The sequence below is a fragment of the Ktedonobacterales bacterium genome (assembly GCA_036557285.1).
Lineage (GTDB): Bacteria > Chloroflexota > Ktedonobacteria > Ktedonobacterales > DATBGS01 > DATBHW01.
In genome coordinates this window covers 142,584-168,485 of sequence record DATBHW010000055.1, presented here as the reverse complement: position 1 = coordinate 168,485, position 25,902 = coordinate 142,584, and the positions used below count along the sequence as shown (strand labels likewise).

The 25,902-nt window shown below is 62.4% G+C and carries 22 protein-coding genes; 15 read left to right on the top strand and 7 right to left on the bottom strand.

All coding sequences use genetic code 11. The annotated features are described in order from the left end of the window. The first annotated feature begins 55 nt into the window (after positions 1–55). From VH599_16895 to VH599_16870, 6 genes are all read left to right on the top strand, one after another. Positions 56–1,018: a DMT family transporter gene (locus VH599_16895; protein HEY7349998.1), complete on the top strand. Its 963-nt coding sequence runs from the start codon at positions 56–58 to the stop codon at positions 1,016–1,018. 14 nt (positions 1,019–1,032) lie between these two features. Then, positions 1,033–1,980, top strand: coding sequence for a ribokinase (rbsK, locus tag VH599_16890; protein HEY7349997.1), 948 nt, complete (start codon positions 1,033–1,035; stop codon positions 1,978–1,980). 87 nt (positions 1,981–2,067) lie between these two features. Beyond that, complete coding sequence (locus VH599_16885) at positions 2,068–2,955, top strand: transposase (GenBank protein HEY7349996.1); 888 nt, start codon at positions 2,068–2,070, stop codon at positions 2,953–2,955. A gap of 61 nt (positions 2,956–3,016) precedes the next feature. Continuing rightward, the gene (locus tag VH599_16880) at positions 3,017–3,223 is read left to right on the top strand and encodes a hypothetical protein (GenBank protein ID HEY7349995.1); all 207 of its coding nucleotides are present in this window, start codon (positions 3,017–3,019) and stop codon (positions 3,221–3,223) included. A gap of 59 nt (positions 3,224–3,282) precedes the next feature. Continuing rightward, complete coding sequence (locus VH599_16875; GenBank protein HEY7349994.1) at positions 3,283–4,068, top strand: hypothetical protein; 786 nt, start codon at positions 3,283–3,285, stop codon at positions 4,066–4,068. A 174-nt stretch (positions 4,069–4,242) separates the two neighbouring features. Continuing rightward, the gene (locus VH599_16870) at positions 4,243–5,880 is read left to right on the top strand and encodes a serine/threonine-protein kinase (GenBank protein ID HEY7349993.1); all 1,638 of its coding nucleotides are present in this window, start codon (positions 4,243–4,245) and stop codon (positions 5,878–5,880) included. Between the two features lie 170 nt (positions 5,881–6,050). Here VH599_16870 and VH599_16865 read toward each other — a convergent pair whose 3' ends face one another. Continuing rightward, entirely contained in the window at positions 6,051–8,099 is a 2,049-nt protein-coding gene (locus tag VH599_16865; protein ID HEY7349992.1) for an ABC transporter ATP-binding protein, read from the bottom strand. Positions 8,100–8,467: 368 nt separating this feature from the next. Between VH599_16865 and VH599_16860 the strand changes: the two genes are divergently transcribed. Then, positions 8,468–11,485: a transglycosylase domain-containing protein gene (locus tag VH599_16860; GenBank protein HEY7349991.1), complete on the top strand. Its 3,018-nt coding sequence runs from the start codon at positions 8,468–8,470 to the stop codon at positions 11,483–11,485. A 202-nt stretch (positions 11,486–11,687) separates the two neighbouring features. Here the strand turns inward: VH599_16860 and greA are convergent, their stop codons facing one another. After that, positions 11,688–12,458, bottom strand: coding sequence for a transcription elongation factor GreA (gene greA / locus VH599_16855; protein ID HEY7349990.1), 771 nt, complete (start codon positions 12,456–12,458; stop codon positions 11,688–11,690). Positions 12,459–12,508: 50 nt separating this feature from the next. Between greA and VH599_16850 the strand changes: the two genes are divergently transcribed. The 4 genes from VH599_16850 to VH599_16835 all read left to right on the top strand — a co-directional run bounded on the left by VH599_16850 (position 12,509) and on the right by VH599_16835 (position 15,531). Next, positions 12,509–12,799 carry a hypothetical protein gene (locus VH599_16850; GenBank protein ID HEY7349989.1) on the top strand — a complete coding sequence of 97 codons (291 nt, stop codon included), beginning with the start codon at positions 12,509–12,511 and terminating at the stop codon, positions 12,797–12,799. Positions 12,800–12,907: 108 nt separating this feature from the next. Next, the gene (locus tag VH599_16845; GenBank protein ID HEY7349988.1) at positions 12,908–13,312 is read left to right on the top strand and encodes a hypothetical protein; all 405 of its coding nucleotides are present in this window, start codon (positions 12,908–12,910) and stop codon (positions 13,310–13,312) included. Positions 13,313–13,449: 137 nt separating this feature from the next. Then, positions 13,450–14,160, top strand: a complete 711-nt coding sequence (locus VH599_16840) for a hypothetical protein (GenBank protein HEY7349987.1) — start codon at positions 13,450–13,452, stop codon at positions 14,158–14,160. A gap of 324 nt (positions 14,161–14,484) precedes the next feature. Beyond that, on the top strand, positions 14,485–15,531 hold the full coding sequence (locus tag VH599_16835; protein HEY7349986.1) for a hypothetical protein: 1,047 nt from the start codon (positions 14,485–14,487) through the stop codon (positions 15,529–15,531). Here the strand turns inward: VH599_16835 and VH599_16830 are convergent. The 5 genes from VH599_16830 to VH599_16810 all read right to left on the bottom strand — a co-directional run bounded on the left by VH599_16830 (position 15,528) and on the right by VH599_16810 (position 20,375). Continuing rightward, on the bottom strand, positions 15,528–16,370 hold the full coding sequence (locus tag VH599_16830; protein ID HEY7349985.1) for a DUF92 domain-containing protein: 843 nt from the start codon (positions 16,368–16,370) through the stop codon (positions 15,528–15,530). The genes VH599_16835 and VH599_16830 overlap by 4 nt on opposite strands. 388 nt (positions 16,371–16,758) lie before the next feature. Beyond that, positions 16,759–18,117 (bottom strand): glycine--tRNA ligase, encoded by a 1,359-nt coding sequence (locus VH599_16825; GenBank protein HEY7349984.1) that lies wholly within the window; start codon positions 18,115–18,117, stop codon positions 16,759–16,761. 425 nt (positions 18,118–18,542) lie between these two features. Next, positions 18,543–18,833 (bottom strand): GYD domain-containing protein, encoded by a 291-nt coding sequence (locus tag VH599_16820; GenBank protein HEY7349983.1) that lies wholly within the window; start codon positions 18,831–18,833, stop codon positions 18,543–18,545. A 217-nt stretch (positions 18,834–19,050) separates the two neighbouring features. After that, positions 19,051–19,572, bottom strand: a complete 522-nt coding sequence (locus tag VH599_16815) for a hypothetical protein (GenBank protein HEY7349982.1) — start codon at positions 19,570–19,572, stop codon at positions 19,051–19,053. Positions 19,573–20,042: 470 nt separating this feature from the next. Beyond that, positions 20,043–20,375, bottom strand: a complete 333-nt coding sequence (locus VH599_16810) for a type II toxin-antitoxin system prevent-host-death family antitoxin (protein ID HEY7349981.1) — start codon at positions 20,373–20,375, stop codon at positions 20,043–20,045. 154 nt (positions 20,376–20,529) lie between these two features. Here VH599_16810 and VH599_16805 point away from each other — a divergent pair, with 154 nt between their 5' ends. The 4 genes from VH599_16805 to VH599_16790 all read left to right on the top strand — a co-directional run bounded on the left by VH599_16805 (position 20,530) and on the right by VH599_16790 (position 25,901). Then, positions 20,530–21,801 carry a hypothetical protein gene (locus VH599_16805; protein HEY7349980.1) on the top strand — a complete coding sequence of 424 codons (1,272 nt, stop codon included), beginning with the start codon at positions 20,530–20,532 and terminating at the stop codon, positions 21,799–21,801. A gap of 163 nt (positions 21,802–21,964) precedes the next feature. Beyond that, positions 21,965–22,378, top strand: coding sequence for a hypothetical protein (locus VH599_16800; protein HEY7349979.1), 414 nt, complete (start codon positions 21,965–21,967; stop codon positions 22,376–22,378). Further along, positions 22,375–22,803: an HNH endonuclease gene (locus VH599_16795; GenBank protein HEY7349978.1), complete on the top strand. Its 429-nt coding sequence runs from the start codon at positions 22,375–22,377 to the stop codon at positions 22,801–22,803. The genes VH599_16800 and VH599_16795 overlap by 4 nt, the downstream gene beginning before the upstream one ends. A gap of 95 nt (positions 22,804–22,898) precedes the next feature. After that, positions 22,899–25,901, top strand: a complete 3,003-nt coding sequence (locus VH599_16790; GenBank protein HEY7349977.1) for a RecQ family ATP-dependent DNA helicase — start codon at positions 22,899–22,901, stop codon at positions 25,899–25,901. Position 25,902 lies beyond the last annotated feature (1 nt).

Here is a 25,902-nt window from a genome sequence, read left to right as displayed (position 1 = left end):
AATAAAAAGATGATCTATCCCCTATTTTATTGAAGAGAGAGGAAACCCGCTCAGTATGGCTCAGACCCGAAGCGCCGTCTCTGGCGGCGTCCAACGCATCGCTACCACCCGCGCTGGCGCCTGGGCTATGCTGCTGGTAGGCAACGCCATCTTTGCTGGCTCCTATGTGGCTGGCAAAGTTGCCTTGCGCGACCTCTCGCCCATCATGCTCAACTCCCTGCGCTTCAGCATCGCCGCGCTCTTTCTGCTGCCCATCCTCATTGTCGGGCGGCGTCGGCTGCGCTTTCCGCTGCGCATGCTCCCGCGCTTTGCCATGCTGGTCCTGATGGGCTTTGTCATCAACAAGCTCTTTGAATATGTCGGCCTGGACCTCACGACGGCCAGCGACACGGCGCTGCTGATCTCCACCGAATCCATCTTCACCGCGCTGCTCTCCTGGCTCATTCTGCGCGAGCGATTCAGCCGCGCCACCGTCGTGGCGCTGGCGTGTGGCTCCTTTGGCGTCTATCTGATTATCGAGCAAGGCTTCGCGCCGCATCTAGATACCGCCAGCAGCGCGGGCCTGCGCATTCTAGGCGATCTGCTGATCATCTTCTCGCTGGTCTTTGAGTCCGGCTACACTGTCGCGGGCAAGGCGCTGCTGGACCGCTATCCGCCGCTGCTCATCACCGCCACATCGGTCATCGGCAGCCTGGTCTTCTGGCTGCCCGCCGGAGGCGAGGAGGTCATTCGCCTGGGCTGGCCCCGGCTTTCCCTGGAGGGTTGGCTGGGCGTGCTGTATCTGGCGCTGGCTGTCACGGTGTTAGGCTACTTTCTCTGGTTCCAGGCGCTCAGCCAGGTTGAGGCGTCCAGCGCCGCGCCGTTCCTGTTTATTCAGCCATTTCTTGGCGCGCTCAGCGCCATCCTGCTCCTGGGCGAGCAGCTTACCTGGGCGACCATCGCGGGCGGCGCGCTCATTCTCAGCAGCGTGTATATCGTCTCACGCCGCAAACCCATCGTCGAACCGTTTGAAACCTGAGCGGAGGTGTCCTCATGCCTAATATTTCCTCCGGGCGCGTCACCGTCATTGGCAGCTTCATGACCGATCTCGTTGTGCGCGCGCCCCGACGCCCCCTGGCGGGGGAATCGCTGGTGGGGACCGATTTTGGCATCTTTGTGGGCGGCAAAGGCAACAACCAGGCGATTGCCGCTGCCCGCTGCGGCGCAGAAGTCGCCATTATTGGCCGCGTGGGCGACGACCTTTTTGCCCAGCCGGTGATTGACACGCTGGCGGCGAATGGCATCGCCAACGCCTACGTCACCCGCGACTCCGAAGCAGGCACCGGCACAGCCATGATCGTCGTGGACCCCAGCGGCCAGAACAGCATCATCGTCACGCCGCGCGCCAACCTGCGCCTGACGCCCTGGGATCTCGAAGCCGCCAGCGAGTCGTTTCAGGGCGCGGCTATTGTGCTGGCCCAGCTTGAAGTACCGATCCCAACGGTCCTGGCGGGCGCGCGGCTGGCCCACGACGCGGGGGCGCGCTTCCTCTTCAATCCCGCGCCCGCGCCAACCGAGCCGCTGCCAGAAGAACTGCTGCGGCTGACCAGCATCATCGCGCCAAACGAAGTGGAGGCCGAGCAGTTGACCGGCATCCCTACCGGCGACCAGGAGGGCGCGCTGCGGGCAGCCCAGGCGCTGCTGGAACGCGGCCCCCAGGATGTCATCCTCACACTGGGCGAGCGCGGCGCGCTGTGGGTGAATCACAGCCACACTGAACTGATCCCCGCCATCCCTGTGCAGCAGGTGGACGCCACCGCCGCAGGCGACGCCTTTTGTGGCGCGCTCGCGGCGGCGCTGGCGCTGAGCCAGCCGATGTATATCGCGGTACGCTGGGCCAGCGCGGCAGGGGCACTGGCCGTCACCAAAATGGGCGCGTCCCCGTCGCTGCCGACCCGCGCGGAGGTGGAGGGGCTGCTGGCCGGAGAGGGTGGGGAATGAGATAGAATCTGCGTATACGGCTTATGGGGCGCGATGTCGAGCCACCTGTAGCCCCACTTGTAGCGCCGCCTTCCTGGCGGCTCAACGTTGGCCTGCTGGTCCGGTGGTCTGGAGGGCACACGCTCGCCCTGCCGCAGCGGTGGCCGCCAGGATGGCGGCGCTACAAGTGAGGGCGCGCTGGCGCCCTGGAGGGTGCACGCTCGCCCTGCCGCAGCGGTGGCCGCCAGGATGGCGGCGCTACAAGTGGGCGTGCGCGCTGGCGCAGCGGTGGCCGCCAGGATGGCGGCGCTACAAGTGGCAAGTGGGCGCTACAAGTTGGGAAGGAAGAAAGAGATGGGCAACGAGGCAGAGGTTGGGGAAGAATCCGCTCACCCGCGTGATCGCGGGTATCTCCCTCATTGGGAGCGGCTGGGCGCTCTGTACTTTGTCACCTTTCGGCTGGCAGATGCCCTCCCACAGCAGGTTCTGGCGTCCTATAAAGCTGAGCGCCAGGCGCTGCTGGCACAGGCGCAGGCAGGCGGACGAATACTGTCCATACAGGAACGGGAGCGGCTAGATCGGCTTTTTTCGGCGCGCATCCAACAGTACCTGGATAATGGTGTGGGAGCCTGCTATCTGGCAACCCCAGCTATTGCTGAGATGATGGCTCAGGCATTACGCCACTTCAATGGCACGCGGTATCATCTCTTTGCCTGGTGTGTTATGCCCAATCATGTGCATGCGGTGGTAGAGCCACTATCTTCTTATACATTGGCTTCCATTCTGCATTCGTGGAAGTCTTTTACTGCCAACCAGGCACATAGGCTCTTAGGCGTCGGAGGGGCATTCTGGCAGCGAGAATATTACGATCATCTGATCCGAGATGAGCAGGCGCTCTGGCGCTTTATTGATTATGTCGTTCAGAATCCGATAAAGGCCAATTTGCTAAATTGGCGCTGGGTAGAGGTTTCCCTTCCGCTGGAGCCAGCTCTTTAGTGACGCTTTCCTGCCGGAAGTCACTTGTAGCGCCGCCATCTTGGCGGCAGGGGGCTGCGGGGTGTGTACCTGTAGCGCCGCCATCCTGGCGGCTCAACGTTGGCCTGCCGGTCCGGTGGCCTGGTGGGCGAACGCTCGCCCTGCCGCAGCGGTGGCCGCCAAGATGGCGGCGCTACAAGTGGGCATGCGCGCTGGCGCAGCGGTGGCCGCCAGGATGGCGGCGCTACAAGTGGGCGTGCGCGCTGGCGCAGCGGTACACGCAAGTTAACCGCCGAGGCGGGGCTTGTGGATGGCTATCGGCTTGGCTATACTATAGCGGGAGGAAGCATGAGCCAACCGCAGCATCCAACTGAGAGCTATGCCAGTATCATGAGCGGGGTAGTTGAGTGGTTGGTTGATGTGTATCAGAACCGGCTGAATCAGGCGAAGAACGAACTGGCCTCCGCTGAAACCATCCTGGGCGGCATCGGCTATGAAGAGAAGGCCGAGGGTCTGCTGACGGATGGCCTGGAGCATCCTACGCCACAGCGCAGCCTGGCCCGCCTGGCAAGCTGGTTTGGCGAGATCGAGCGCGAACTGGAAGAGCGGCGCACTCGCATCCTGAATCAGCAGTGGGAGAGCATGGCGGGCGAATACGCCCTGGTGTCTGTGCAGAACCTCACTGAAGCGCGCCAGTACCTGGGGCTGGCGCAAGCTGCCCTCGCCAATCTGCTGGTGAGCCTTGCCACCAACAAGCTCAACGCCTGGGAGAAGCAGACCAGGCTCTACGCTGTGCGCCTCTATCTGGAGCGCGTCGAAACCGCCATGATCTGGGCCATCGAAAGCGCCACGAACGGCTTGCGTCAGAATCAGATTGACGGCGGCATCAGCCCGCAGCCGCCCGCGCCGCCCACCCCACCGCGCATCAGCACAGGCGCGCGGGCTTATCGCCCAGCGGAGCCAGCGCCACAACGTCAGGACCAGCCGCTCTCCTCATCCCCATCTGAACCTGCTCAGCCAGCGCCGCAAGGTCAGAGCCAATCGCCTGAATCCCCTGATTCTAATTCCCCTGAATCCGGGGGAAACGGCTTGCTGCGCCGTTTAGGCTGGCGCAAACATCCCCCTTCCCGCTAATGTCCCCCCACAAGACTCATCTCTGAAGGCACATTCTTTGCATACTCCACGTAGGCACGCAAAGAAGGGAGCGTCACTCTGCTATAGACGCCTGGTAGGGTGGTACGCTCCGCGCTTCCTGAGACGTATTCTCTTAGACCGACCCCCTCTTCTTTCCGAATGAGATAAGCTTCTATGCAGCCAGCCGATCTCTTCGCTGATCTTGACTTCAATCCAGGAAAACTCCTGGATCACCGCTACCAAATTGTTGCCAGCCTGGGGTACGGCGGCATGGGGCAGGTCTATAAAGCCTTTCATGTCCTGCTGGATGCCCCCGTTGCCCTCAAAAAATTGACGACAGCGGCGCACAGCACCCCCGCAGAACGCGAGCAGGCGATCAGGCGCTTCTGCCGCGAGGCGCGCTTGCTGACCGGCTTGCGCCATCCCAGCATTCCACGAGTGCTGGACTATTTCGCCGAGGAAACCGCTTTCTATCTGGTGATGGATTATATCGAGGGCGTCACCCTGGCCGAACGCCTGGAACTGGGGAGCGATCCAGGGAGGCGCGCGCCGCTGCCGCTGCCAGAAGCACTGGATTACGCCAGCCAGCTCTGTAATGTCCTGGTCTATCTTCACAGCCAGCAGCCAGCAGTAGTCTTTGGAGATCTCAAACCTTCCAATGTCATCTTGACGCCGGATGGCCGCGCCGTCATGGTTGATTTCGGGGTTGCCCGCGCCTCCACCAGTCGCAGCGATTCGCCGTTCTGGGAACGCGGGCTGGCCGGCAGTGGACCCGCCGATGCAGAAAGCGATACCCAACCGCTCGGCACAGCGGGCTATGCCGCGCCAGAACAATATGAGTATGGCTGGCGCGCCGACCCGCGCAGCGATATTTTTGCGCTGGGCGTGCTGCTGCACGAGATGGTGACGGGCCACGCGCCGCCGCCGTTTCCCTTCGGCTTTCAGCCGGTGCGCGCCTTGAATCCGGCGCTTCCTGGCGCGCTGGAGGAACTGATCGAGCGCGCCCTGCGGTTCCATCCCGAAGAACGCTTTCAATCCGCCAGGCAGATGTATCAGGCGCTGCGCCTGATCGCCCACGAGGCGATCTTCGAGCAATTCCAAACAGACGAAATGCTCATCCTGCCGGGATTCGAAACGGCCCAGCCTATCATTCCGGCTCCGGCCAGCCGCCCGCGCGCCCATCCGGGGCATCTGAGGCGCGCGCTGCTCGCTTCGGCTGGAGCCGCCGGGGCGATGATGGTTCTCACGCTTTGTTTACTGTACTTCGGGCTGGGCAGCGGAAACCAGAATCTGGCCCAGGGTCTGGTGAATCATCCGCTGGCCGCCGCGCCAGCGGCAACCGATACGCCAACACCCACGCCCTCGCCAACGGCGGTCCAGCATGGCGGCGGCGCGGCGCGCAGGCCGGGCAAGAAGCCGACCCCTCATCCATCGCCTACGCCCACGCCGTCACCACAGCCGACGGCGACGCCGACCCCAACGGGCACGCCAACCCCGTCGCCGACACCGACAGGCACGCCGTCGCCAACAGCGACGCCGACAGGCACGCCGACAGCGACACCTTCGCCAACACCGACCGGAACCCCAACGCCTGACCCGTCGCCAACCCCGTCGCCGGGGCCGTCGCCGTCGCCGACACCTACCCTGCGTCCCACCGCCAGCCCAACAGCGCCCACGCCCTCCCCTGCCCTCGCCAGCACGGAGGCTGGCGGTACAGGCAGGCCAGCGTTGAGCCGCCTGGAAGGCGGCGCTACAAGCGGCAGCCTCCTGCCTGTACCGCCGCCGTCCCTGGCGGCTCAACGCTGCGTCTGAGCGAACGCTCGCCTTCCAGGGCAGCATTCGCCCAGGCGCCACACCCTGCCCCGCCCGCGCCAGCACGGAGGCTGGCGGTACAGGCAAGAGGCCGCCGCCTGGAGGGCAGCGTTGAGCCGCCTGGAAGGCGGCGCTACAAGTGGTCGTCCGCGCCGGTTGTGTGAGGCGGTCTAAGCGCCGAGCAGGTCCGCCGGGGTTGTATCGAGGAGGATAGGCTCCAGGCCATCCACTGCTGTGCTGAACTGCTCACGATAGAGGCGGGCGTAGAGGCCGTTTTGCGCCAACAGTTCGGCGTGCGTACCGCGCTCCACAATACGCCCGCGATCCACCACCAGAATGATGTCTGCCGCCAGAATAGTCGAGAGCCGGTGCGCAATCGCCAACGTCGTGCGCCCCTGCATCAACGGCTCCAGCGCCGCCTGAATCAGCCGCTCCGAATGCGTATCCAGCGCGCTGGTGGCCTCATCCAGAATGAGGATGCGCGGATTCTTTAAGATGACGCGCGCCAGCGCCAGCCGCTGCTTCTCGCCGCCAGAGAGCTTATAGCCGCGCTCGCCCACCACGGTATCATAGCCCTCCGGCAGTTCCATGATGCGCTCGTGAATGGCCGCCGCCTGCGCGGCAGCGATCATCTCTGCGTCCGTGGCGTCCGGTTTGCCATAGCTCAGGTTCTCGCGGATGGTGGAGTGGAAGAGATAGGTTTCCTGGGTCACGACGCCAATCGTTTCCCCCAGCGAGGCCAGCGTCACATCGCGCACGTCATGCCCGTCAATCTGCACCGCGCCCATATCCACATCGTAGAGGCGCGGCACGAGATAGGTAATCGTCGTCTTGCCCGCGCCGCTGGGGCCAACCAGCGCCGCCAACTGCCCCGGCTGAATCTCGAAGTTCACCTCTTCCAGCGTGGGCCGTCCTGGCTCGCGCTCCTGGTCAAGCTCCGCTGGCGGCGCGGCATCCATCAGACGATCCTTCGCCCTCGCCCGCTGCTTGTTCGCTGGATTCTGCCCATTCTGCTGGTCGTTGGCGGCGTTGTTGGCCTGCTCGTCCTCGGTCTGCTTGCGATACTGAAAGGTCACGCTGCGGAAGGCCAGGCGTCCCTGCACCGCCTCCGGCTTGAGGGCCAGCGCGCCCGGTTTGTCGGTAATCTCCAGCGGCAAATCGAGGTACTCAAAGATGCGATCAAACAGCGCCAGCGCGCCCTGAATATCTACCTGCATACTCAAAAGCTGTCCAATGGGGAAGAAGAGACGGCTTTGCAGCGTGGTAAACGCGACAATATCGCCTATCGTGATGGTATGCAGGATACTGTTGCTGCCCGCGCCGCCAAAGGTGATATAGCCCGCCAGCCAGTAGACCAGCGCCGGGCTGATCGAGAAGAACGTGCCGATAAACATCATGAACCAGCGCCCGACCATCTGCTGGCGCACCACCAGATCGGTCAGCCGCTGGTTCTCTCTGGCAAAACGCTCGGATTCGTGCCGCTGCCGTCCAAAGGTCTTGGTCAGCAGCACCCCGCTGACAGAAAGCGTCTCCTCCATCATGGCCGTCAGATCGGCCAGGCTGCGCTGCGTCTCTTTCGACAGCCCTCGGCGCACGTTGCCCACGCGATAGGTCAGCCACAGGAACAGCGGCGTCAGCCCCAGCGAGAGCAGCGTCAGCGGCCAGGAGATAATTGCCATAGCGACAATGGTGGACAGCACGGTCGTGACGTTCGAGACAATCGAACTCGCGGTGCTGGTGACGACGTTCTGGACGCCGCCGACATCGTTAGAGAGCCGCGATTGAATCTCGCCGGTGCGCGTATCGGTGAAGAAGCGCAGCGCCATATGTTGCAGGTGGGTATAGAGCTGGTTGCGAAAATCGCGCATCACCCGCTGGCCGATACTATTGTTGAGATAGGTTTGCCCCACGCCGATCAGCCCGCTCACCAGCGGCGTGGCAATCATCAGCAGCACATAAAAGGTCAGGCGTCCAAAGTCGCGGTGGGCAAAGGCATCATCAATAATCAGCTTGAGCAGATAGGGGTTGACCAGCCCCAGGGTGCCCGTCAGCAAAATGGCGCACAGCACCACCGCTACCCGCCATTTATACGGCGTAAACGCCGCCGCCACGCGCCGCACGGTGCGCATATCGGTTTTGCGATTCTTGAGATCGTCCTCATCAAGCGCCGCCGACCAGCGCCCGCCCATGCGGCCAGCCGCGCCACGCGGATTCATCATGCAGTATCCTTCTATCCTCGCGCTCAGGCCAGGAGTCTTTGCTCAAATAGTTAAGAGTGTTAATTATTTACTTATTATAACCGATAGACTCTGGCATTTCCCCTGGACATTCGGCCAGGTTCAGTTGACTGTGGCCCTTCCGTCTGGTAGTACCTTGGTCCTATGGCGTCGCTTTGGTTGGGAAAGCTCATCCGGCCCTTCAGAGCGTCTCGCCGCGCTCACAGGCTGGCCTGGGAGCCGCGTTGTCGCTCCGGCAAGGGGCTGTGATACAAGCGTCGCTCGCTTGCGAAGCCAGGCTGTTCCAGGTAATATGAGTCTGATTCCCCTGATATCGCGTGTATTTGAGAAAGATGGAGGACCAACGTTTTATGGGCGACGATTGGCAGGACCGCAGACCAAGGGACAGGCGCCTGTCCAGCGATGCCCGTCAACCGCAGAACCCTCAGTCGTCTCAACAATGGGACAACCCACCCCGGCAGGACTGGCGGTCTCAGGCGGCGGGCGGCGCGCCATCCAGGGGGCCAGAAAACAGGCGGCCATCCGGCCCCCGCCAGACAGGCAACCTCGCGCCGCACAATGGCAGCGGGATGCTCAGCCGGGCGCGCAATGGCGGCGCGAGCGGCCCGTTGGGGCCGCAGCCAGGGCGCGCGAGCGACTCCCTGCGCCCGCCCAGCCGGGGCTTCACGCCGCCAGGGCAAAGCGCCGCGCCCAGGCGCAGCGGGACGCTGAGCGATTATGACGCGCCCGAAGCAGGCGCGCCCCAGCGTCCATCGGGGCGGCCCTCATCCGGCAGGTGGGGCGATCCGCTCAATGAGCCAACCACGCCCGGAGCCGGTGGCAGGCGCAGACCCAGCGGCCCCACGGAGCGCGGGCGCAACGGCGGGGGGCTGCTCAGCTTTGCGCGCGCTGCTTCCAGCACCATGCGCGCCATCATTACTGGCAAACATCGCGCCAGCCAGAGCATGCGATCAGCGCAGCCGGTGATGGACGGGGCGCCGCCGTTCTCGCCCGAAACCGACGAAGAACACCCAAAGCCCAGACCCTATCGGCGCTCCAGAACGCGCCTGGTCATTCATAAACGCTGGGAGCGGCGCACCCAGCACAGCCAGCGCATGCTCATCGCCAGCATCGCCAGCGGCTTTATGGTAGCGATCATGGTGGGCGTGGGAATCTTTGGCACGACCAGCGTCTCCGCCTTCTATCAGGATACGAAGAGCAATCTCGACAAATTGGCGAACCCCAATGGCTTCCCACAGACCACTCGCTTTTATGATCGCAACGGCGTCCTGCTCTGGGAGATGCTGGGCGCTAATGATAATAACGCCGCTTACAGCACCTATGTGCCTTACGCGCTTTTCCCCGATTACCTGATTAACGCCACTGTAGATACCGAAGATAAGACCTTCTGGACCAACAGCGGTATTGATGTGACCAGTATTATCCGCGCTGGTATCGCCAACGTCACCAACCAGGAGATCACCCAGGGCGGCAGTACCATTACCCAGCAGTTAATGAAACAGGCGTTCTTTGTCGATCAGAGAACAGGCGTAGCAGCCGAAAATCTCCAGCGTAAAGCGCAAGAGGCGCTCATGTCCTATGCCGTGACACAGCAATATAGCAAACAAAAGATTCTTGAGTTTTATCTCAATCTCATTCCCTATGGCTATCTCAGCCGGGGCATCGAGGCCGCCGCTGAAAACTACTTCGGCCTGCTGCCCAAGCAAGACCCCCAAACACACCAGTTGGTCATGGGCGTGCAGCAGCTCACTCTGCCGCAGGCCGCGCTGCTGGCGGGGCTGCCCCAGGGGCCAAGCCTCTACAGCCCCTGCGGGAGCGATGACGGGGTAAACGACCGCCGAGCCGCCGCGCTCCAGCGCATGCACGATGTTGTCCTCACCAGCATGCTTGCCATTGGCGACATCACCCAGCAGCAGTTCGATGACGCCGACGCGGCGGCGCACAAACCAGATTTCTTCGTCTGCCGCGATGAAGGCACGAAGCTCGCGCCCCATTTCGTTGATTACGTCAGGGACGAGATTGCCATGATGCTGACCACCGATGGTACCCTTGCAACGGGCATAAACCTTCTGGCGCACGCGGGCTGGAATATCTATACGACTATTGATGTCAAGCTGGAAAACCAGGTCGAGAGCATTGTCAAGAAGTACCTGTTCCAGCCGCATCTGAACCATTACACCTTTGAGCAACCGCCAGCAGGACAGACCGCCCCGCCGCTTAGCTATCCACAAAGCAAAGGCGGCCACAACATCAATGACTCGGCTGTGGTCGTGATGGACCCAAATACCGGCGATATTCTGGCGATGGACGGCAGCGGTGACTATCACAAGGCCAGCAACATCAGGCAAGGCGGCCAATATAACGCGGCCACCTCTCGCATCCAGTCAGGATCGTCCTTCAAGCCTATCGTCTTCGCGGCGGCCTTTGAGGAGGGCTGGTTCCCGTCGCTGGTGATACAAGATCAATTCACCTGCTTCCCGGTCCCGGTGGACCCCAATAAACAAGACCCCAAAGCGCGCGCGGCCTGTGGCAAATGGTACGCGCCGGTGAACTATGGTGGCGGATTCGCTACCGGCGCCAGCATCGGTGAAAAGAATGCCCCGCCCAAGCCTGGCATTCGCGTCCGCGAAGCCCTGGGCAACTCGCTGAACATCACGGCGGTTCAGGCGCTTTACTTCGCCGGTCTCCCTAATGTGATTAACCTGGCCGAGCGCATGGGCATCACCTCCCAGACCTTCAGCCCTGAGCAACAGGGACCATCAATTGCGCTGGGGTCGGCTGCGGTGCGGTTGTTGGATATGACAGACGCCTATTCGGTCTTTGCCAACGGCGGCTTTCATGTGGCGCCGCGCTCTGTGCTGCTCATCACCGATTCGCAGGGCAACGTCATCCCCAACGGCGACTTCCACACCGTCACCAGGACGCAGGTTCTCAGCCCACAGACGGCTTTCCTGATTACCAGCATCCTCGCGGATAACAACTCGCGCATCTTCGAGTTTGGCAATAACAACGCCCTGACCTTCCACAATGCGCCCTACGTGGCGGCCAAGACGGGTACGACGGAAAACTTCAAGGATAACCTGACGATGGGCTATTCGCCCTATCTGACGGTAGGCGTCTGGTCGGGCAACGCCAATGGCAACCCGATGTCGCCAAATACCATCGGTATCACCGGCGCAGCGCCCATCTGGCACGATGTCATGACGGCGGCCAACAAGCTCTTCAAGTATCCTAACTCGTACTGGCACAAGCCTGCCGGAGTGGGTCTGTTCTATGTCAACGCGGATACCGGGCTGGCCCCCTATCAGGGGACACAGGGCAATTACCTCGATTGGTTTAACGACGCCGCGCTTCCCGATCTGTCCTGAGACCACTTGCCGCGCCGCGCCACACCCCACCGTTAGCCGCCAGGGACGGCGGCGGTACGAGCGCGGCGCGGCCCGCGCCACACCCCACCGTAGCCGCCGGGACGGCGGCGGTACGAGCGGCTTACCGCCAGGGACGGCGGCGGTACATGCAGGGGGGCGCGGCCATTGATTGGCCGCGCCCCCTGGCGTGTTGTGCGCAGTGTTAGCGAATGGAACGAATGGTATAGGTGACAATCGAGCCGCCCGGCGTCGTCACGTCCACGCTCTCGCCCTCGCCCTTGCCCAGCAGCGCCTTTCCCACCGGCGACTGGTCGGAAATCTTGCCGTTGGCAATGTCCGATTCATAGGTACCCACCATCAAAAAGGTGCGTTTCGTACCCCGTTCCGTCTCGACCTCGATGGTGCTGCCAATACGCACAGTGCGCGGGCCGCCGTCTGCGTGAACCTCGCTGGGGTCCAGGATCTCAGCGTGTGTCAGCAGGTAATCCAGCTCCCTGATCTCGCGTTCAACCAGCGCCTGCTCATGCTTCGCTTCTTCATAGGCGCTGCTCTCGCTCACATCACCGGCTTCTTTGGCTTCGTGGATATAATCTGCGACCTGGGGTCGCTTCACGGTGCGCAGGTAGTGGAGCCGGGCTTCCTTTTCGGCCTTCCCCTCTGGTGTCAGGATGATCTTCTCTTCGCGCATGCGGCCCTGTCCACCAATGCCCATATATAACAATCCCCCTTCCTTACAGAACAGACCAGAAAACGTGTAGAAAACGCGACGCGAACGGCGCTCGCACCACGCGGGCAGAGGCTTGATCTTCGCTCGCGCACAGACCACAACGCCTGGCCCTGGCAGAATAGCATGCCCGCCCCGGTTGCTATGGTTTACCAGCCGGGCCGGGCCTTCGGGTTGCCATCTATCAACAGCAGCGTGCGCTGCCTGGAGTTCGCTTGTCCTGCTGACATTATATGGTACCCTGTCCATGCCGTCAAGAGGCAACCATTGTGCGGTTCTGCTAAAAAGCGGGGGCCACCTTGCAGCGCCGCCGTCCCGGCGGCAGGGGGCTGCGGGGCGGTGTACCTGTAGCGCCGCCGTTCCGGCAGCCAGCGTTGGCCTGCTGGCGCCGTGGCCCGGAGGGCGAACGCTCGCCCTGGCGCAGCGTTGAGCCGCCGGGACGGCGGCGCTACCAGTGGCTAGCCGCCAGGAAGGCGGCGCTACAGGTGGCAACCCCCGATAATTGGTGGAACCCCATTGTGCCTGGCCGACTGGCTTCGCCGTCGCCAGGCAGACTCTTTTGGCATAAGAATTGCTCTCCTGGTTGGTAGAGGAAGCAGCGGGCCTTGCGGTATCGAAAGCAGCGCCAGCGCGGTATGGGCTGGTTGCCAGCACGCATGCAGCCCATCCATGCCAACACACAAAGGAGGTTATCCTCGATGGCTCTCGCAGCTTATTTTCCCCTGGCAACCATTTTTGCCTTTTCGATGGATATTGGCACGCACTCCGGGCCACGATTCGTCACCCTGAGCATTACCCTGTTCGACCAGACGCTGTCCTATGATGGGCTTCAGCTTTTGCTCATCCTGGGCATCTCCATTATCGCCGCCGTTGTGGTGGAAAAGCTGGCGGGCAGAGTCACGCCGGGCGGCATCTTTGGCGCGTTTATCATTGGGCTGATTGGCATCTGGATATTTCTCAGCTTCATTCCCCTGGTTTGGGAAGGTGACTACAAGATTGATGGGATTCCGCTCATCACTGCGGTGATTGGGGCGATCCTGTCTATCCTGGTGGTCCATTTGCTGACAGGCAGCTTCAGAAGGAGGTCTCCTGCCAGGGCATAGGAACACCGCCAGATCGCGCGCGCCAGCGTCTCCTCACCTTGCTCTTGCGTGCTGCGCGTTGTACTATACTGCAATGTGATCGCCGTGTTCTGCCTGGGGCCAGGCAAATTGTCGAGAGAGGAAATTGCAAGAGCGCCATGTCTGATCTACCACCGGATGACCAGCCTCAATCCCCACGCGCGCGGCGGGCGCGCCCAAAATCCAGGTCCGCTGCCGCCCGCCGGGCGAATAGACTCTCCAGCTCGCTGCCCACCGCCGAAAGCGCGGGCAAAGAGCCGCTCTCGCAGGCCAGCGAGCTGACTACCGATCTGAGCGAACCGGAGGTGATCGAAGCAGAGGAAGGCGCGCCGATCCTGCGGGTACGCGGCCTGACCATTCTCTCTCGCCAGATTCTGATCTGGGCGACTATTATCGGTGTTGCCCTCCTGGCCGTCTCTATTGGTCCCAGCCTGATCCTGACAGCATTTGGGGTCAAGCAGCAAGACCTGGATAGTAATCCAGGTCTGGAACAGGGGTTAGGCTGTCTCTTCCTCCTCCTCCCGCTCGTGCTGCCCTTCGTGGGTGGCTGGCGCGCCACTCAGCGTCAGGGCAACTGGAAGGCAGGCGGCATGACTGGTTTTTGGAGCGGCATCATTGCGTATGTGCTATTACTTATCATTAACTTCATCTATGGCGCTGTTACCGGCCAGTTAGCCCAATTTGCCAGCATTGACCTGGGGAGCTTCTTAGGGGAAGTCGGGTATCAGTTGATCCTGAGCTTCTCGTTGGGGGCTGTGGGCGGCTGGTTCAGCAGTTGGCAGCGCCGCCGCGAGCAGTTGAAGCGAGAGGCGCTTACCACCTCTTCGTAACAGCGCGTCACTCTTGCGCGCGCCGCGCCCCGTTGACACAAGCCGGGGCGCGGCGCGCCCGACGCCAGCAGAACAACCATCGCCCGATCCTGGCTGCCCTCGCTGGCCGCGAGGGCAGCAGCCCTGGAAAATCAACGCGCAAAACATATCCCAGGATGGCCTCGCGTTCGTTATTACTGCTGAGAAAGCGAGCCTATCAAACCCGCTTGAAGGGGGGCGTTGTATCTGGAGCGCCGCCTGGAAGACGGCCAGCCGTTGAGCCGCCTGGAAGGCGGCGCTACAAGTGGTAGTTGCAGAAACCCTGGAGGATGATGGCGCAAAACGATGTATCGAAACAATGATGGGACGCGCGCGAGCCGGTTATTGAGCGCGCCGCAGCGCGCATCTGGACGAATGGCCCGGCTGTCAGGGCAGAGGCGCGCTGCTTTGTTGGCAGCCCTGGCGAGCCTGACACTGGGTGTTCTGCTGGCCGCGCCAGGAGGGCAGCCCGCCCAGGCCGCGCCTGCCAGAGCCAGTCTGCTCAGTTGCAACGGCCCCTGTATCGGCATTACCAATCCCCTGTATACATCACAGGGCCAGGTAATAGCTGAAGGCCCTGTCGGCGCGCATCTGGCGGTTGAAGGCGTCAACTGGCCCCCCAGCAGCAAGATCACCATCTGGCCCGCCCCCGATGCCAATACCTGCGCCCAACAGCAAGCGCAGCCGCCCAGCTATGCCGGAACGTTGAGTGTGAACGGGAACGGGAACGCCGCCGATACCTATGATTGGCCGAAGGCGGCGAATAAGGTCAACCAGACCTATATCCTCTGCGCGGTGGACGGGACCACCACTGTCAGCCCCGATGTGCAATCCAATGGCATCAACACGTACACGGTGCTGGCCGCCAATCCGCCCTCGCTGACCGTCGTACCCGGCGAAATCACCCAGGGTCAGCCCAGCGCCCTGACCATCAGCGGCCAGAACTGGTTTGCGCCACAGCAGCCCATCATTGTGAATATCTGCTCCGACGCCCCCTGCACAGAAGGCGCGGTTGCCAGCCAGACAACCACTTCCACGCCAGATGGCACATTCCGCATGAGCCTGACGCTGAAGGCCGACACAGCGCCCGGCTCCTATTTTGTCGAGGCCCGCACAGCGAATGGCGCGTTGAGCGCGCCGCCAGCGGGGTCTGACGCGCAGTTGACCATCAGCGAACCCACACCAACACCCACGCCCACACCCAGCCCGACACCGACGCCCACACCGACGCCGCCCTCAAGCAATGGCAATGGCAGCGCGCCCCTGTTGATCGTCCTGCTGGGGACGCTCTCGCTGCTCTTTCTGATCGGGGGGATCATTTCGATTGCGATTTATACGCGCAGCAGCGGCTAAGCGCGCCGGGTGATGGCTCTGGCGACCAGCACAGCCACCGCAGCGCCAGCCGCCGTACTGACACCGTTGACAGCATCGTTATCCAGCCAGCGAACGCCGCGCAGATAGATTGTCGCCTGGCCGCAGCTATGCGCGCGCCGTTCCGTCTCTTGCTGGCAGCGCGGACACCAGTACATCACCTGCACCGTTGCGCCAAGCAGGCTATCGGTGAGCGTCCCAGCCATCCCGCCGAGCAGACCCAGCAGGGTCAGCCGCCCGCGCAGCGCCGCGCCCTTGCCAGCGCCCAATGCCTCGGCGACCAGGCCCACGCTGGCGGCTCCGGCCAGCGCCGCGCCTGTCCCCAGCAAGGTCACACCACCGGAGGTTCCCGGCGCAACCGGCTGGCCGGTGGTAATCAGCCGGGGCGGCTCTTTGCTGAGCGTCCCTACCTCAGTCGCCCAGGTATCGGAGTTTGCCGTCGCCAGCGCGCCAACAAAAACCGCGAGCCATGACGCGGGCGCCGGGCCAGGGGAACGCTGCCGAAGACCATAGGCCAGCGCGGCGGCGCTCGCCACGCCCGCATTTGCCAGCGCCTGGCTTAGATCGCGCCGAGCGCCCTTGCTAAACTTATCCGCCGCCACCGCGCTCTTTTCGCGCTCTCTGAAATGGGAGAGGAAGGTCGAGGAGAGAAAGAAATAGATCAGGGTCAGACCCCAGGACAGGCCGCCAAAGCCAAAGATCGTCGTGCCGGTCAGCATCGCGCCCACCGCGCCGCTGCGCGTCAGCGCAGCCCGCCGCTCGGCCACCAGCCCAATCGCGCTGCTGAAGAGCAGCCCGAACACCAGACGCTTGCGTTTCATACTCAATCCTGTTGCATGCGAGAGGCAGCCACTTGTAGCGCCGCCCCCCTTCGGGAAGGGCCGCTTGACCGCCCCTTTGGGGAGCGGCCCTTGCGGGAACTGGGCCTGCGGCCTGGGCTGCTTGCCTCGGCTGTTGCCCCGTCCTCTCGCTCCCGTTGGTCGCTCGCGCAGCCCAGTTCCCGCATTCTCCCTCGCTGCGCTCGGTCGCGGGCCGCTGCTGGGCGCGGCCATGCTCGCTCGGCTGCGCCTCGCTCGCGCGTCCCTTCCTGGCGGCCAACGATTCGCCAGGGCGAGCGTTCGCCCCCCAGGCCAACGTACCGGCAGGCCAACGTTGAGCCGCCTGGAAGGCGGCGCTACAAGTCAACCGCTCACATCACGCTAGCATCCTTTAATAGTCTATCGCCAGCCCGTCGTTGATGAGATGGACCAGATCAGCGATAGCCACGCGCTGCTGCTGCATGCTGTCGCGGTCGCGCAGCGTCACCGTCTGGTCATCCAGGGTCTGGAAATCAACGGTCACGCAGAACGGTGTGCCGATCTCATCCTGACGGCGATAGCGGCGGCCAATCGCGCCCACCTCATCGTACTGCGCCACGAAATGGGGCTTGAGCGTCCGATGAATCTGGCGCGCCACTTCCACCAGCGGCGGCTTGTTCTTCAGCAGCGGGAAGACGGCCACCTTGACCGGCGCGATCACCGGATGCAGGTGCAGCACCGTGCGAATCTCGTCGCCGTCCGGCTCCTCCTCGTAAGCGTCCAGCAGCAGGTAAAGGAAGGTGCGGTCCAATCCGCCGGAAGTTTCCACAATCCAGGGGATATACTTCTCGTTCGTCTCTGGGTCAGTATACGAAAGGTCTTGACCGCTGTATTCGCTGTGGCGGCCCAAATCCCAATCCTGCCGCCAGTGGATGCCTTCCCATTCCTGCCAGCCCAGCACCGTCTGATACTCGATGTCAAACGCTTTTTTGGCGTAGTGCGCCAGTTCGTCCGGGCGATGTTCGCGGAAGCGGATGCGGTCCTTATGGTGAATCAGCGCGTTGTAGAAGCGCCAGCGTTCGCCCTTCCAGTAATCAAACCATTTGTCCATCTCGCTTGGGTGGACAAAGTATTGCAAGTCCCACTGGATAAACTCGCGCTGACGGAAAAGGAAGTTGCCCGGCGTGACCTCGTTGCGGAACGCCTCACCGATCTGGCAGATGCCAAAGGGAATCTTGGCCCGGCTGGACTTCAGCACGTTTTCGTAATCCAGGTAGATGTTCTGGCACGCCTCGCCGCGCAGGTAGGTCTTGGTGCGCTCGCCCTCGATCACGCCCAGGTATGTTTCCATCAGCAGATTAAAGGGCCGCGCCGCCATCAATTCGCCGCCGCAGTTGGGGCAGGTGCGCTTGATGCGGTTCTCATCGGGCAGATGGTCTTCGCGCCAGCGCATCTTGCAGTTTTTGCAATCGGCCAGCGGATCAGAAAAATGCTCGACATGGCCGCTGGCCTCCCAGACACGCGGGTGGGTAATAATCGCGCCTTCGATGCCCAGCACATCATCGCGCATCTGCACCATGAACTTCCACCAGTGGCGGCGCAGGTTGGTGCGCATCTCCACGCCCAGCGGGCCAAAGTCATAGATGCCCGCCACGCCGCCGTAAATCTCGGAGTTGGGGTAGACGAAGCCGCGCCGCTTACAGAGAGAAACAATCTTGTCCATAGGGACAAACTCTTCCGTCACTGCGCGCTTCACTTCGGTTTGAGCCATCGCTATACCTCCAGGTGTGGTCGCAGCGCCACAAAAAATACCCCGGGCGCTGCACAGTCGTGTATCAACGCCCAGGGACGAATGCGCGCGCATTCGCGGTTCCACCCTGGTTCCGAACAGCAGGCTGGCGGTTAAAACGGCGCCTGAAGACGACCCGCCACGAAGCCCGCCTGCGCGGGCCAGGAGCGGGAACGTATCTGGCACACACAAGCCAGCCGCCACGTTCGGCCCTCGATTTTTCTGCTCATCTGCGGCTCCCAGGCGCCATTCGTCCGTGTTCCCGCGCCGGTCTCCCACCGACCACCGGCTCGCTGAAGCGCCCACACGGACTACTTCTCCTGTTCAACACCGCCTCAATTGTACCCGAATAGTATACGATAAAATCGGCCAGCTTGCAAGAACCTGGCGGTCATAGCGGCCAGCCTCTACAACTTGCGCAGGATGCCCTCCATTTCAACGTCGGTGAACGCCCGCAGCGTCTCGGTGCGCGCATTGCCCAGGCTCCCCAGGGCAAGCGTCTCTGCCATCAGCGCCTGTTCATCGGGCGCCTCAAGGATCACAGCGACATCATAGCGCCCCTGAGTCCAAAAGAGGTCATGCACTCTGATGCCGCGACGTTCACAATCAGCGCGGAATTGGTGAGCGCGTCGAACGGTTTCTTTGACTCCCTTGATTCCCTGGTCCGTCCACCTGGCGAGAACCACGTAGCTTGACATCTTATCCCCCTTCTGCTGTGGGAACAGTCACATACAGCATGGGTTGCCGCAGAATCCATGCCCGTACTTTTCCCTCTTCAGCCAACTGCCAGGGACCACCAGCAGGCAACCGGATTTAGAATGCCTCACAAAACCGATGGTTGGCCCCACCCCTGCCGCCTGGAAGGACGGCGCTACAACCCCGCCCCTGCTCGTGCGGAGGTTGTGTGAGGCGCCCTTAGTATAACTCCTGCTGGAAGACCAGCAGCGCCTCCTCTGGCCTCAGCCAGCGCGCCAGCGCCTCGCTCACCTGTCCCAGCCGCCGCCCCTGCATGGCAAGCAGCGCGTTGCGCATCGGCCTGGGCAGCACAGGTTCCGGCGCGTAGAGCGCCGCCACGCCCAGGCTCAGGTCATCGTGCAGCCGCGCACGCAGCCCTTCCAGCGTCTTCATCTTCAGCACAGCGGCGCTATAGGGTGGCCGCCAGACGCCCGGCATGTCGGGCCAGGTGTAGTCGTCCACCGGCAGCGCCCCGCTATATGGGCGCGCGCGTTTGAGCGCCAGCAGAGCGGGCCGCAGCCCCATCTGCACGCTGGGCGGCAGGCAGCGCAGCAGCCACTCGATCTCTAACGCCTCCCTCGAAACGATGCGCGCGGCCTGGGGAGCGGGACGCTTTGGCAGCGGGGGAACAGAGCGGGCCGGTTGAGCCGGGGTGAAACCAAAGAAGCGGGACCACACGGACGAAAAGCGCCAGGACGACATACGAGAGCCTCTCTCTTTCTGGCACGCGCGCCGCCAGCGTCGCGCAGGTGGCCCCGCGCAACGCCAGAACGGCCATCCCCCGTCAGAGCCAGGCCCGCATGTGTTTCGCTGGGGCTGGCTTTCCAAGAGATGGCCGCCGAGAGGTCTACCAATTGGGCAATTTTTCCGGTGATAGAATGCTCGCAGCCTTGGCTCCTGGTAGTTTCAGGGTTGGGGTGAATGGCGCGGCTGGTGTTGTTGACACTGGCCGCGTCGTGCCGTTCGGTTACTATAGGATGAGCATACTATACCTGATCTTTCTGAAGCTGTCAAGCCTGGTAGGAGAAAAGCTCAATTATTGATGTCTGCCAAGACCTCCAGAAAGGTGCGAGGACTGAGGAGCGTCACCCCTTGATAGGAGCCAAGCTCTTCCAGCTTCTTATCGCCCGTCACCAGATAATCCGCGCGGCCACTGAGCGCAGCAGCGACAATCAGATCAAAGGATGCTGATCGCGCTCATCTGCGCGACCTTCCTCTCGCACCTCATGGATCGCCTTTGCCACCTCGCGCTCAAGCTCAGCCGTTGGCACATCCTTAAACGCTTCTTGTATCTCATCGAGAATAGCAAATCGCTCTGCCCGCTCAGCTTCCAACTGCTTCAGCCGCTTGAGGTCTTCAGCAGAGATAATGGCGGCAACTGGGATGCCACTTTTCTCAACGAGTACCCGCATTTCCCCGCGAAACACCTTGTTAAGAAGCTGGCTCCACTGCTGCCGGGCCTCGGATGCCTGGATAACCTCAGTGATAGGTTGGCTTTCGCTCATCGTTTCCCCTTTCTTTTGTACTATTTCGTACAGAATAGCATCATTTGGTACAATAATCAATCCGATAATTTTAGCTGCAACCGGGCTATACAACTTGCCCTTCATCTGCTATTCTTGGCGCAAAGAGCCAACACGTATCCACCAGGAGCGCCGCATGACGCAGCAGCCGGATGATCCGACAAATCTGTCCGCAGAAGACAGCGCCGGGGAGCCTTTACCCCTCATCGAGCTTGAGACGCTGCTCGCTCGTCCGCCGTCCCGACGCAAACGGCTGGCGCAGCTTGGTCTGGTCGTCGCCATGCTGGTGGTGGCTGCCTTCACCCTGCGCTCGGTGATCGTGCCAGCGCCGTCCGTCGCCTCCACGCCCACCCCAACCCTGTTCGTCTCCTCGCCCTCGCTGGTCATCGAGAGCAACCTCGCCTTTGGAACTGTCACCATCAACGGCAAGCGCCAGGATTCCGCCGCTCCACTGCTGGTCGCCGCGCATGGGGATGACTACACGATTACCCTGGCGGCTCCGCCGTTCCGGCCCGTCTCGTGCCACTTCACCCTTTCCCGCTTGCCGACGATGGGCTACTTCCCCCCTGGCGCGTGCAGCGGCCTCAAGGCTGGCTCTGCGCCGGGCAAGAGCCTGGGCGTCATGACTGTGCATGGCGTGACCGGCTTCCCCTCTTACGCGCTGTTCCTGGGGGTGTCCTGGGATGACCTGCTGCCGGACCAGCAGGGTCAGGTCGCCGCCCTTCTCCGGCAGGTCTTGAGTACGCAGAGCAAGCTCACGATTCCTGCTCACGCCGCCATTGCCACCCGCGCCTCAGCGAACGGGACCATTACCAGTCAGCGCACAGCAGCGCCCCTTCAGGCCACGACCAGCCTGTTCCCGCGCGCCTCGCTCACCGATCCATATCATCAATTCTGTCAGGCCCAGGTGTGTCCTGTGAGCAGCGGTCCGCAGTTCATGGCCGAACTACATGGCCCGGTCTGGGGTATCTACGTGGCCCTGGCGCTGCGCTGGCAATTTAGAAGCGCCTCCGGGGGCGTCGTCAGCGATGTCACCTATCCCACGGCTGGCTATGCGAACCTGTTCCTGTCCTATTCGAGCGCGAACGGCTGGCAGATGGCCGAAGGACCGCCGATGCTAGCCCCTTCCCTTCCAGATCAACTAGCCCTGCTCCCCTGTGAGATCGGAATGGCGCTCATGCAGGCGCGGTTTGGAGACGCCTGGCAAATCAGCGATCTAGGCGCCTACGGGGTTCAGGGATGCAGCCTGGGGTTCCAGCGCCAGCAAGCGATGGGGCAGCAAGAGCCTGCCAGGGCGCATATCCTCTGGCGCTTTGGGGTGCTGCTGGCCGCTGATGCGCTGACCCACGCGCTCTTTCCAGACCTGCCCGTAGCTTCCCCCGCCGAGATCGCCGCCCCTGGAAAGTGAGGCACGAGATTATCTTGCCCATAGAGTGCTGATCTTCCCGCTGCTGGCATGATCCGCTCGGTGGGGTATCCAGCGGCTGCTTAAAGAATGGGGTATGGGTTGCTCGTTGAGGGAGAGAGTGCGATACTTGAGGAGGCCAGAGAAAGGAAAGTGAGGTGAAGCAATGGCGCAGCAAACACTGACACTCAATATCCCCGATGATCTCTATCAGCGCCTCCAGCAGCGCGCGGCAAAGGCGCGCCACACCATTGAGGATGAAGTGGTAGACATGCTGGCAGCAGGAGCGCCTGGAGATGATCGCATCCCTGCTGATCTTAAAGAGATGCTGAACTCTATGGTGGTCCTGGACGATGCGGCATTGTGGCAAGCAGCGCGAAGCCATCTTTCACGAAAGAGGTCCGATGAAATCGAAGCATTACACTTTAAGCGTCAGCGCGAAGGGCTGACAGATGCTGAAAAGGAGCGATTAGCCTGGCTAATGCGTCAGTATGAGCGAACGATGCTTATCCGCGCAGAGGCAGCAGCGATTCTGAAACGGCGCGGACATGATGTGAATGTCTTGCTCAAAAAGCTATGAGCAAAGCCTACATCTCTAAGGCGCTGCGTCTTCGAGTATCTGAGCAGGCGCGCTTTCGCTGCGGCTACTGTTTGACGCAAGAAGAGCTTACTGGTACGCCTATGGAAATAGATCACATCATCCCAGAATCCCTGGCTGGGCGAACCGAGGATGAGAATCTTTGGCTTGCCTGTAAACTGTGCAATGATTATAAGGGTGATCGAGTTGCCGCACTTGATCAGGCCACTGACGAGATCGTACCCCTCTTCAATCCCCGGCAGCAACGCTGGAGTGAACATTTTGCCTGGACACCAACGGGAGAAACCATCGTTGGTCTTACCGCAGTAGGCCGGGTAACAATTGAATTATTGAATCTGAATCGAGAAAGCCTGGTCAGGGCGCGCCGAAGGTGGGTAGAGGCAGGCTGGCATCCCCCCAAAGACTGAAGCCAGACTTTCAGACCGTCTTGCCAGGCGTGCTACACTATCTTTGCAACCCCTTGCAAAGATGTTCTTAACGAGCGTGAGCGTGGAGCGCCATTATGGGAGATGGAACACGGACTGACGCGCCCGCAGCCGGAGGCGAACCCGCAGCCGGTGTGGAGGCCGCCGATACGGATGCGGCTGAAGGCGCTGCCGAGCAAGAAGAACTCACTGACGTTCCCCTTGATCTGACTGACCTCGCGCTGGACGAACTCCCCGTTGACCTGTGCCTCGCGCTGGCTCGCGCGCGCTTTCGCCGGGGAGAGATTGAGGAAGCGCAGCGCGCGCTGGAAAGCGCCTGCATCGTCGCCTATGATAACGTTTCGCTTGCCGATCAGTGCGCCGAGGCGTGCCTGGAACTGGGCCAGCTAGAACGGGCGCGCGCCATTCTGGAGGCACGGCTGGCAAAGAGTGACGCCGTGATGGGCTATCGCCTGTACGCGCAGCTTTTGCTGATCCTGGGTCAGCAAGATACGGCCACCACGCTTTGCCAGCAGCTACGCGAAACGCACAGCGGGCAGATCACCGCCTGGAATATCATTGGCGACGTGGCGCTGGCCTGCACCGATCTGGAAACCGCCCAGGACGCCTATGCTGAGATTCTGCGCCGCTCGCCAACCAGCACCAGCGGTCTGCTGGGCATGGCGCGCTACCACGCCGCCATCGGCGATGAAGAGGCCGCGCGCCGCGAACTGGCGGGCATCTTTGCCGCTTATGGCGATCATCCCTCGCGCTGGGCGCTGCACAATGCCCGCGAGATTGCTGAACGGCTGGGCGATGAGGATTGGCTGGCGGAACTGGATGCCCGGCTGGCAGATCTCGCCAGGCGCGAAGATCAGCGGCTGGCAGAGCGGCTGCGTCTGGCGCGTCAGGGCCAATTGCAGCGCGCCGCGCCGCCGCCCCCGAAAGCCGCGCTCAAAAAGCGCGAATCTACACTCGTCATCCGGCCCGAAGAATCAGACGACATCCCTGAGCCACCAGAGCCAGCAGAGCTTGCCACCGAAGCGCCGCCGGAACTGCTGGAGGCGCTGCGCGATCACTTCGGCTATGAAAGCTTCCGGCCAGGGCAGATTGACGTTATTCAAGCGGCGCTGGCTGGCGAAGACTCGCTGGCGCTGATGCCCACTGGCGCAGGCAAATCGCTCTGCTATCAACTGCCCGCTATGCTCTTGCCCGGCGCGACGGTCTTGATTTCGCCGCTGATCGCCTTGATGCGCGATCAGGTGCAAAATCTGCCGGAAACGATGCGCGCACACACGGCCTTTATCAACAGCGAACTGGACACGTCAGAGCAGGAGCGCCGCTTGCGCGAACTGGCCGAAGGCAGGCTGAAGCTGGTCTATGTCGCGCCCGAACGGCTGCGCCAGCCAGCCTTTATTCACGCCCTGCGCCGGGCGCGCGTCTCGCTCTTTGTGATTGATGAGGCGCACTGCATCTCGCAATGGGGCCACGACTTTCGCCCCGACTATCTCTTCATCCCCAAGGCGCTGCGCGCGATGGCCGAGCAGGCGCAGGATGGCGCGGGCGCGCTACCTATCCTGGCGCTGACAGCCACCGCCACGCCGGATATGCGCCAGGAGATTGGCGGCGCGCTGGGTCGGCGGCTGCGCGTGATCACCACCGGAGTCTTCCGGCCCAATCTGCGCTACGAAGTCGAGCATCTGGAGAGCCAGGAAGATAAGCTGCGCGCCCTGGCCGCGCTCTGCGCCGAGACGGGCGGCCCCGGCATCGTCTACGCACGCTCCCGCGAAAGCTGCGAGAAGCTGGCCTATTTTCTGCGCCAGCAGGGCATCAAAGCCGCGCATTATCACGCGGGCATGAACACCGACGAACGCACCCAGGCGCAAAACGCATTTATGAGCGGGCAGACGCGAGTCATCGTGGCAACCGTCGCGTTTGGCATGGGCATTGACAAAGCCGACGTGCGCTTTATCATCCATTACAATCTGCCCAACTCGCTGGAAGCCTACTGCCAGGAGTCGGGGCGCGCCGGGCGCGATGGTCGTCCGGCGCGCTGCGTGCTGTTTTATTCCGGCGGCGATAAGAGCCAGTTGAGCCGCTGGCTGCGCCAGGATACGCTTGACCTGCCCTTCCTGCGCGCCGTCTATGGCGAGATCAGGCGGCAGATGGGCGCGGGCGGCAAGTTGGGTCTTGTCGCCTCGGCTGAACTGGAACGCGCCATCAATACGCTGATGCAGACGAGCGAGCGCGAGGCCAGCGATACGATGGTGCGCGTGAGCATCAGCCTGCTCGAACGCGGCGGCCTGCTGACACGCCACTTTGACGCTCCCCGCGCGGCTTCCGTCACCTGGCATGGCGTAAACGACCAGCAGCCGCCCGAACTCGCCGCCTTCATCAAAGCCGCCGACCTGATCTCGCAGAAGCCGCCGAGCGTCGATCTGCTCGCGCTGGCTGCGCAGCTTGATCTGCGCCCCGGCGAACTCGAAGAGCGGCTGCTCGCCTGGCGCGACGTGGGCCTGCTGGATTACCGCGCCAATCAGCGGCAGATGCTCATAGAACTGCTGCCCGCGCCGCCCGACGCGACCCAGCGCCTGCAAGATTTGCTCGATACCCTTCAGGAGCAGCGCGAGGCCCAGATCGCGCGTCTCGCCAGCTACGCGCGCAGTACGATGTGCCGCCATAAGACTATCGCGCGCCACTTCGCCGAAGCGATGACCCGCTCCTGCGGCGTCTGTGATCGCTGCGCCCCGGCGCACCCGTCCAATCGCCCAGGCAAAACCAGCAGAGCAGCCCGCCGCCAGCGCAGCGGCAGCGACGCCGACCTGGGGGCCGGCGAACAGACCATCTTGCTCTGCCTGCTCAGCCTGCCTGTTGGCGTGGGCAAAACCGGCCTGGCGCGCATCCTCACCGGCTCCATTGCCGCGCCGCTTTCTGGCAAGCGTTCGGCCTACTATGGCCGACTCGCCACGCTCAGTACCTCGCGCATCGAAAAAATGGCGCAAGGGATGCTAGACGCGGGCTATCTTCAGCGCGACGAGCGCAGCGAGTATAACGTCCTGACCGTCACCGCGCAGGGCCGCGCGCTGCTCGACGACGCATAAA